The organism is Actinomadura soli (genome assembly GCF_005889715.1).
GTDB classification, from domain to species: domain Bacteria; phylum Actinomycetota; class Actinomycetes; order Streptosporangiales; family Streptosporangiaceae; genus Spirillospora; species Spirillospora soli.
Map to the genome: position 1 here is coordinate 1 of NZ_VCKW01000320.1, position 8,026 is coordinate 8,026.

Genomic DNA, 8,026 nt, shown 5'->3' on the forward strand with positions numbered 1-8,026 from the left:
CCCTCGGGCTGCGGAAGGCCTGGCCCGCCATCCGGCCGAACGGGCCGCCGACGGCGGCTCCGGCGCGCCCGCGGCTCCTGCCCCCGGGACGCCTGCCCCTACCCAAGGAGGGCTCCGGTCGCCTGGTCGATCAGCATGCAATCATCCGATCCGTACTCCGAATGGACTCGCCATCACTCGTCTCGTCGCGGACGCCCCGGGGCGGATTGTATCGGCGCGAGGCAGGTCCAGGGCGGCCGTCCGCTGCCGGCGCGCTTAGACATATCGGACGCGGCATGGCACGATTTCGCAGGTGAGCAGCAGATCAGCGGAGGCGCAGCGGCTGAGCGACCTCGCCTTGCTGCGCCGCGTCCGCGACCGGATCGACCGCGAGTACCAGAAGCCGCTGGACGTCGAGGCGCTCGCCCGTGGCGTGAACATGTCGGCCGGGCACCTCAGCCGCCAGTTCAAGCTCGCCTACGGCGAGTCGCCGTACGGCTACCTGATGACACGGCGCATCGAGCGCGCGATGGCGCTGCTGCGCCGCGGCGACCTCAACGTGACGGAGGTCTGCTTCGAGGTCGGATGCTCGTCGCTCGGCACCTTCAGCACGCGCTTCACCGAGCTCGTGGGCGTCCCGCCGAGCGTGTACCGGCGGGAGCGGTCGGCCGCGACGGAGGGGATGGCGCCGTGCGTGGCGAAGCGGGTCACGAGACCGATCAGGAATCGAGAAGCACCGGTCACCGAGCCGCAGCTAGCGTGACGGCCATGGACATCAGCATTCACCAGACCTTCCTTCCGCACGACGACCCGGACGCGTCCCTGGTCTTCTACCGCGACACCCTCGGCTTCGAGGTCCGCAACGACGTCGGCTACGGCGGGATGCGCTGGATCACGGTCGGCCCCGCCGGGCAGCCCGGCACGTCGATCGTCCTGGAGCCGCCGGTCGTCGAGGGCTGCGGCATCACCGAGGACGAGAGCCGCATGATCACCGAGATGATGGCGAAGGGCACGTACGCGGGCATCAACCTCGCCACCCCCGACCTCGACGAGACGTTCGCGAAGCTGGAGGCGAGCGGGGCCGAGGTCGTCCAGGAGCCGACCGAGCAGCCGTACGGCGTCCGCGACTGCGCCTTCCGCGACCCGGCGGGCAACCTGCTCCGCATCCAGGAGCAGCGCTGAGCCGCCGTCCGGCCCTTGCGGCCTGACCTGCATAGATGGTGTTCGGACGAGGCCGCCACCGAGGCCGGAGGCGGCCTCACGCACGAGCCGGGGCGAACCGGGGCGCGCCCGCCGCGAGCCCCGCGAACCGGACGTATCCTTCGGAGTCGGCGGGCTCGCGACAGGCGGCGCCGGCGGAGACCGCGGAGGGCGGCTCCACCTGACAGATGGAGACACGATGAGCATGACCAGGGGGACGGAGGCGCAGTCGCCTACCGAGCACGTCGCCGACCGCCACGACCTGATCCGCGTGCACGGCGCGCGGGTGAACAACCTCAAGGACGTCAGCGTCGAGATCCCGAAGCGCCGGCTGACCGTGTTCACCGGCGTCTCCGGCTCGGGCAAGAGCTCGCTGGTGTTCGACACGATCGCCGCCGAGTCGCAGCGGATGATCAACGAGACGTACAGCGCGTTCGTGCAGGGCTTCATGCCGACGATGGCGCGTCCCGAGGCCGACCTGCTGGAGGGGCTGACGACGGCGATCATCGTCGACCAGGAGCGGCTCGGCGCCAACCCGCGCTCCACCGTCGGCACCGTCACCGACGCCAACGCGATGCTGCGCCTGCTGTTCAGCCGGCTCGGGCAGCCGCACATCGGGCCGCCGAACGCGTTCTCCTTCAACGTCCCGTCGGTGAAGGCGGCCGGGGCGATCACCGTCGAGCGCGGCGACGGCGCCAAGGCCGAGAAGGTGACCTTCAGCCGCGCCGGCGGGATGTGCCCGCGGTGCGAGGGGCGGGGTTCGGTCTCCGACATCGACCTGCGCCAGCTCGTCGACGACTCCAAGTCGCTCAACGAGGGGGCGATCACCGTCCCCGGCTACAAGGCGGACGGCTGGTCGGTGCGGTTCATCGTCCACACCGGTTTCTTCGATCCGGACAAGCGGATCCGCGACTACACCGATCAGGAGCGCCACGACCTGCTCTTCCGCGAGGCGGTCAAGATCAAGATCGACAACGCGAACCTGACCTACGAGGGGCTGGTGCCGCGCGTCCAGAAGTCCTTCCTGTCCAAGGACAAGGAGGCGATGCAGCCGCACATCCGCGCGTTCGTGGAGCGCGCGGTCACCTTCACGGCCTGCCCCGACTGCGGCGGGACGCGGCTCGCGGAGGCGGCCCGGTCCTCGAAGATCAAGGGGATCAACATCGCGGACGCGTGCGCGATGCAGATCAGCGACCTGTCCGGCTGGGTCCGCGCGCTGGACGAGCCGTCGGTCGCGCCGCTGCTCACCACGCTGCAGCAGACGCTCGATTCGTTCGTGGAGATCGGGCTCGGCTACCTGTCGCTGGACCGGCCGTCCGGGACGCTGTCGGGCGGCGAGGCGCAGCGCACCAAGCTGATCCGTCACCTCGGATCCGCGCTCACCGACGTCACGTACGTGTTCGACGAGCCCACCATCGGCCTTCACCCCCATGACATCCAGCGGATGAACGAGCTGCTGCAGCGCCTGCGGGACAAGGGCAACACGGTCCTCGTCGTGGAGCACAAGCCGGAGACGATCGAGATCGCCGACCATGTCGTCGACCTCGGGCCCGGGGCGGGAACGGCGGGCGGCACCGTCTGCTACGAAGGGACGGTCGCGGACCTGCGCGGCAGCGACACGCTCACCGGCCGCCATCTGGACGACCGGGCCGCGATCAAGGAGGACGTGCGCAAGCCGTCCGGGACGCTGGAGATCCGCGGAGCGAACGCCCACAACCTCCAGGACGTGGACGTCGACATCCCGCTCGGCGTGCTCTGCGTGATCACCGGTGTCGCGGGCTCCGGCAAGAGCTCGCTGATCAACGGCTCGGTCTCCGGGCGGGACGGGGTCGTCACCGTGGACCAGGCCCCGATCCGCGGCTCGCGGCGCAGCAACCCGGCGACCTACACGGGGCTGCTCGACCCGATCCGCAAGGCGTTCGCGAAGGCCAACGGCGTGCAGGCCGCGCTGTTCAGCGCCAACTCCGAGGGCGCCTGCCCCGGCTGCAACGGCGCCGGTGTCATCTACACCGAGCTCGGGTTCATGGACGGCGTCACCACCACCTGCGAGGACTGCGAAGGCAAGCGGTTCGAGGCGTCGGTGCTGGACTACCACCTCGGCGGCCGCGACATCAGCGAGGTCCTCGCGATGTCGGTGGCGGAGGCGGAGGAGTTCTTCGGCTCCGGTGACGCGCGCACCCCCGCCGCCCACAAGATCCTCGCCAAGATGGACGACGTCGGGCTCGGCTACCTCAAGCTCGGCCAGCCGCTGACCACCCTGTCCGGTGGCGAACGGCAGCGCCTCAAGCTGGCCACCCACATGGGCGAGAAGGGCGGCGTCTACATCCTGGACGAGCCGACCACCGGCCTGCACCTCGCCGACGTCGAGCAGCTGCTCGCGATGCTCGACCGGCTCGTCGACTCCGGCAAGTCGGTCATCGTCATCGAGCACCACCAGGCGGTCATGGCGCACGCCGACTGGATCATCGACCTCGGACCGGGCGCCGGTCACGACGGCGGCAAGGTCGTCTTCGAGGGCGCGCCCGCGGATCTCGTCGCCGCCCGCTCCACTGTCACCGGCGAGCACCTCGCCGGCTACGTCGGCCGCTGACGGCCGGACGCGGGGCCGCCTCCTTCGCGGGGGCGGCCCCGCCGGCGTCCTACACGGCCGGTCCGTGGTCGAAGGTGAAGCGCGGGCCCGGCAGGCCGCTGGGCTTGGGCGGAGGGCCTTCGGGAGCGCGCCGCCGCAGGCCGAGGTCTCCGGCGACCTCGTCGCGGAGCCGCGGGAGCCGCGCGTAGAGCACGTCGCCGGGGCAGGCGGTGGTGTTGTAGTCGCGGTGCCCGACGATGGCCTCATGCGGGTCGAGCCCGTGGACGCCGCACAGCCAGGCGCAGGTCGCGACGAGGGCGTCCCACAGCGCGCCGGTGGGCTGCGCGGTCATGTAGGTGCCCTCGTTCTCGATGCCGATCGTGTGGTCGTTGTGCCCGAGCGTCTGCGCCCCGACGACGAGGTCACCGGCGTCGATGGCGGCGAGGCTGCGGTTGCGTCCCTCCATGAGGTGGCCGCCGCGGCTGATGGTGAGCTGCTGGCCGGTGTCCTCCCAGCCGTTGGTGGCCATGTGGAAGTTCTGGATGGCGCGGGACAGGGCGAAGGCGTGCTCCAGCGACAGGTCGGTGGCGTTGGCCGAGGCGGTGTGGTGGACGACGATGTGGTCGGGAGCGCGGTTCAGCACGTTCGCCGCCTTCGTGGGCGGGCGGGCGGCCCACTCGGCACGGGTGTACCGGCGGGGCACGGCCAGTGCGGATGCGGCGGACCTGGCGGGCAGCGGGCCGAGCAGCAGGCCGCCCATGGCGGCGGCGGTGCTTCCGAGCAGGCCACGTCTGGTGAAAGGAATGTTGGCGGGCACGAGCGGCTCCCCTCTAGGTGTCGATCGGCCGGGGCTGCCGATCATGCGTGAAATCCGCCGTCCCCACAACCCCGGCACCGCTCGGGGCATCAGTTCGTGGTGCGAACTGTGGGTATGCTGGTCGGGTGGGTACGCAGGATGGTGAGCGGGTCGGGGTCGTGAGCGCGCTGGTGCAGAGCGCGTTCCTGGTCAACGCCGTGTACACCGAGTCGGCTCGGGAGCACGGCATCACCTCGCAGCAGGGCGTGCTGCTGTGCGTGCTGATGATGCGGCCGCGCGGGATGGGCGAGCTGGGCGCGATGCTCGGCCTGGCCAAGTCGAGCCTGACCGGCCTGGTCGACCGGACGGAGCGAAACGGCCTGGTCCAGCGGGAGTCCGACCCGGATGACCAGCGGGCGGTGCGGGTCGCGCTGACGCCGCGGGGTCGCAAGCTCATCGATGAGTTCTATCCCGAGACATGCCGGCGGGTGGAGAGGCTCGCCGACGGTCTCGGCGACGCCGACCGGGACGCGCTCGCCGAGGTGCTCGGCCGCGTCGTCCGCGACAACGAGGTCCCGGTGGTCTTCATGGAACCGGGCGAGGGGCCGTTCTCCAAACACTGACTCCGCGACCGTGGGTTGAAGTTCGCAGCACGAACTAATATGGTTCGTAGTACGAACTCTTCCCCTATGTGCGGAGCGTGTGATCATGAGTCGGACTGTCGCCGTCATCGGCGGAGGTTACGGGGGATCGGCCGTCGCCAAGGCATTGGACGCCGAGGCCGACGTCGTCCTCATCGAGCCCCGGGACGCGTTCGTCAACGCGGCGGGCTCCCTGCGGGCGCTGACCCGGCCGGACTGGGCGGGCAACATGTTTCTTCCCCTACGACGCGCTGATGACCAGGGGCACGGTGATCCGCGACCGCGCCGTCTCGGTGGACCCGGGCGGCGTCGCGCTCGCCTCGGGACGGCGTGTCGAGGCCGGTTACCTGGTCCTTGCGTCCGGGTCCAGCTACGTCTATCCGGCCAAGCCGGACGCCGACACCGCCGACGCGGCGCTGGACGACCTGCGCCGGACCCACAAGGAACTCGCGGGCGCCGAGCGGGTGCTGATCGCCGGGGCCGGGCCCGTCGGCCTGGAGCTGGCCGGTGAGATCAAGGAGGTCTGGCCGGGCAAGCGGGTGACCGTCGTCGATCCGGTCGAGCGGCTTCTCCCGGGCTTCCAGCCCGAGCTGCGCCACGACCTGCATCGCCAGCTTGACGAGCTGGACGTCCGGCTCTTGCTGGGCACCCGGCTGGCGGCGCCGCCCGCGACGCCGTCCGGGCGGGCCGAGGAGTTCACCGTGACGACGACCGGCGGTGAGGCAATCACGGCCGACATCTGGTTCCGCGCGCACGGCGTGCGCGTCAACAGCGAGTACCTCGCCGACGGGCGCCTCACGACCCGGACGGCGCAGGGCGAGGTGCCGGTTTCGGAGACCCTCAACGTCCGCGGGCACGACCACGTCTACGCGATCGGCGACCTCACCGACGTGGCGGAGGCGAAGCGCGCCGGGCACGCCATGAAGCACGCCGAGGTGGTGGCGGAGAACATCCTCGCCCAGCTGCGCGGGGAGCGGCCGCCGGCGGTCTACCGGCCGTCGCCGGAGCCCATGATCCTGCTCCCGCTCGGGCCGCGCGGCGGCGTCGGCCAGATGCCCATGGAGGACGGGCCGTCCGTCCTCCCGGCCCCGGCGGTCGCCGAGTACAAGGGCGCCGACCTGTTCACCGGACGGTTCGCCGAACTGTTCGGCACCGCTGGCTGAGAAGGGAGGCGGAACCATGGCGGCCAAGAACGTCGTCTTCGGCTTCGGTGCCCACACCGGCGTCGGCGACGCGCCCGAACTGCTTCGTCTGGCCCAGCAGGCCGACCGGGACGGGCTCGACGTCTTCTCCCTGTCGGACCACCCCTACATCGGCGGACGCCTGGACGCCTACGCCGCCATCGGGTTCATCCTGGGGCGGACGGAGCGCATCGCGGGCCTCGCGAACGTCACCAACCTGCCGACCCGCCCGGCTCCGATGCTGGCGCGGACGGTGACGTCGCTGTCGGCGCTGTCCGGCGGACGTGTCGTGCTCGGCATGGGCGCGGGCGGGCTCTGGGACCGGATCTGCGACATGGGCGTGCCGCGGCTCTCCCCGGGCGCCGCCGTGGACGCCTTCGAGGAGGCGATCGTCCTGGTCAGGAAGCTGTCGGGCGGCGGCCCGCCGGTCACCCACCGGGGCCGCCACTACCGCGTGGAGGAGATCGAACCCGCCCCGGTCGCCGCGCCTGCCGTGTGGACCGGGTCGGTCGGGCCGAAGTCCCTGGCCGCGACCGGGCGCGTCGCGGACGGCTGGATCCCCGGCCACGCGGCCGACTGGCTCAGCGACCGGTACCGGACGTCGCGCCCGATCATCGATGAGGCGGCGGCCGCCGCGGGACGCGATCCGGGGGAGATCCGCACGATCTTCAACCTTCCGGGGCGCATCACCGACCGTCCGCTGGCCGCGACCCGCGACCGGTCCGGGCGCTGGATCGGCGGCTCCGCCGGCCAGTGGGCCGAGGAGCTGACGGGGGCGGTCCTGGAGCACGGCGCGTCGGGCTTCACGCTCTTCCCGGCGGGCGACGGGGCCCAGGACGAGGTGTTCCTCGGGCGCTGGGCCAGGGAGATCGTCCCGGCCGTGCGCGAAGCGGTCATGAAGGGGGCGGGGTGAGCGGTCAGCCGCGCTGGAAGCCGTCCTTGGTGCGCAGGCCGTAGCCGAACGCGCGGTCGAAGGAGATGTGGGCCAGCCAGCCGCACATCCCGGCGAAGATCGGCCTGCTCTTAGCCATAACCATAAAGCTAAGGACATTAGCGTCAAGCTCGGCGGAGCCGCGCGTAGACGTCGCCGGATCTGCCGCGCGGGCGGATGCGTTCGAGCTGCCGTTCCAGGGTGGTGGCGTCCAGCCAGCGCCCGGCGGCGAACCGCATCGTCTCGATGGGCGAGTAGTTGTACTCGTAGCCGCCGGCGGTCGCGCCGAGCCGCTCCACCAGGCGCAGTGACTCCAGCCCGGCCTCGTGCGCGGACGGGATGTACTCGAACGAGAGCGCGGGCAGGGCGCGGGTGAGGCCCGCGAGGACGTCCGCCTCGAAGCCCTCGACGTCGATCTTGCAGAAGGCCGGGACGCCGTGGGCCGCGATGAGGTCGTCCAGCGTCGTCACGGCCACCTCGACGGAGCGGTCCCAGCGGACGCGGGCGAAGCTGCTGTCCGTCGCGACCGACTCGATCCAGCCACGCGACAGCGACGAGACCGTCGGCGTCGCCGTCGAGAGGGCCAGCTCGGCCCGGCCGGGCGCCGCGCCGACGGCGTCCGGCACGATCGTGACGCCGTCGGCGCGACCGTAGAGGAGGCGCAGGACGCGCAGGCAGTCGGGCTGCGGCTCGGCCGCGACGACCCGCGCCCCGAGCCCCCGCCAGACC

The 8,026-nt window shown here is 71.7% G+C and carries 9 protein-coding genes; 6 read left to right on the plus strand and 3 right to left on the minus strand.

Features of this window, described 5'->3' with window-relative positions; translation table 11 throughout:
* The first annotated feature begins 292 nt into the window (after nucleotides 1–292).
* The 3 genes from ETD83_RS36620 (at nucleotide 293) to ETD83_RS36630 (ending at nucleotide 3,769) form a co-directional block, all read left to right on the plus strand.
* Complete coding sequence (locus ETD83_RS36620) at nucleotides 293–742, plus strand: helix-turn-helix transcriptional regulator (protein WP_138649794.1); 450 nt, start codon at nucleotides 293–295, stop codon at nucleotides 740–742.
* A gap of 5 nt (nucleotides 743–747) precedes the next feature.
* Nucleotides 748–1,161: a VOC family protein gene (locus ETD83_RS36625; RefSeq protein WP_138649795.1), complete on the plus strand. Its 414-nt coding sequence runs from the start codon at nucleotides 748–750 to the stop codon at nucleotides 1,159–1,161.
* A gap of 223 nt (nucleotides 1,162–1,384) precedes the next feature.
* A complete protein-coding gene (locus ETD83_RS36630) occupies nucleotides 1,385–3,769 on the plus strand; it encodes an ATP-binding cassette domain-containing protein (RefSeq protein ID WP_205718072.1) in 2,385 nt (794 codons plus the stop codon).
* Between the two features lie 49 nt (nucleotides 3,770–3,818).
* Here the strand turns inward: ETD83_RS36630 and ETD83_RS36635 are convergent, their stop codons facing one another.
* The gene (locus ETD83_RS36635; protein WP_230421426.1) at nucleotides 3,819–4,508 is read right to left on the minus strand and encodes a peptidoglycan recognition protein family protein; all 690 of its coding nucleotides are present in this window, start codon (nucleotides 4,506–4,508) and stop codon (nucleotides 3,819–3,821) included.
* Between the two features lie 182 nt (nucleotides 4,509–4,690).
* On the opposite strand from ETD83_RS36635, the gene ETD83_RS36640 reads away from it, so the two are divergent.
* The 3 genes from ETD83_RS36640 to ETD83_RS36650 all read left to right on the plus strand — a co-directional run bounded on the left by ETD83_RS36640 (nucleotide 4,691) and on the right by ETD83_RS36650 (nucleotide 7,279).
* On the plus strand, nucleotides 4,691–5,167 hold the full coding sequence (locus tag ETD83_RS36640) for a MarR family winged helix-turn-helix transcriptional regulator (RefSeq protein ID WP_138649798.1): 477 nt from the start codon (nucleotides 4,691–4,693) through the stop codon (nucleotides 5,165–5,167).
* A 272-nt stretch (nucleotides 5,168–5,439) separates the two neighbouring features.
* On the plus strand, nucleotides 5,440–6,348 hold the full coding sequence (locus ETD83_RS36645) for an FAD-dependent oxidoreductase (protein WP_205718070.1): 909 nt from the start codon (nucleotides 5,440–5,442) through the stop codon (nucleotides 6,346–6,348).
* Nucleotides 6,349–6,364: 16 nt separating this feature from the next.
* Nucleotides 6,365–7,279 carry an LLM class flavin-dependent oxidoreductase gene (locus ETD83_RS36650; RefSeq protein WP_138649799.1) on the plus strand — a complete coding sequence of 305 codons (915 nt, stop codon included), beginning with the start codon at nucleotides 6,365–6,367 and terminating at the stop codon, nucleotides 7,277–7,279.
* 4 nt (nucleotides 7,280–7,283) lie between these two features.
* On the opposite strand, the gene ETD83_RS36655 is transcribed toward ETD83_RS36650, so the two are convergent.
* Together ETD83_RS36655 and ETD83_RS36660 are read right to left on the minus strand one after the other, a co-directional pair.
* The gene (locus tag ETD83_RS36655; RefSeq protein WP_205718071.1) at nucleotides 7,284–7,397 is read right to left on the minus strand and encodes a DUF4260 family protein; all 114 of its coding nucleotides are present in this window, start codon (nucleotides 7,395–7,397) and stop codon (nucleotides 7,284–7,286) included.
* A 25-nt stretch (nucleotides 7,398–7,422) separates the two neighbouring features.
* On the minus strand, nucleotides 7,423–8,026 hold a 604-nt coding region (locus ETD83_RS36660), incomplete at its 5' end, for an FkbM family methyltransferase (protein WP_138649800.1).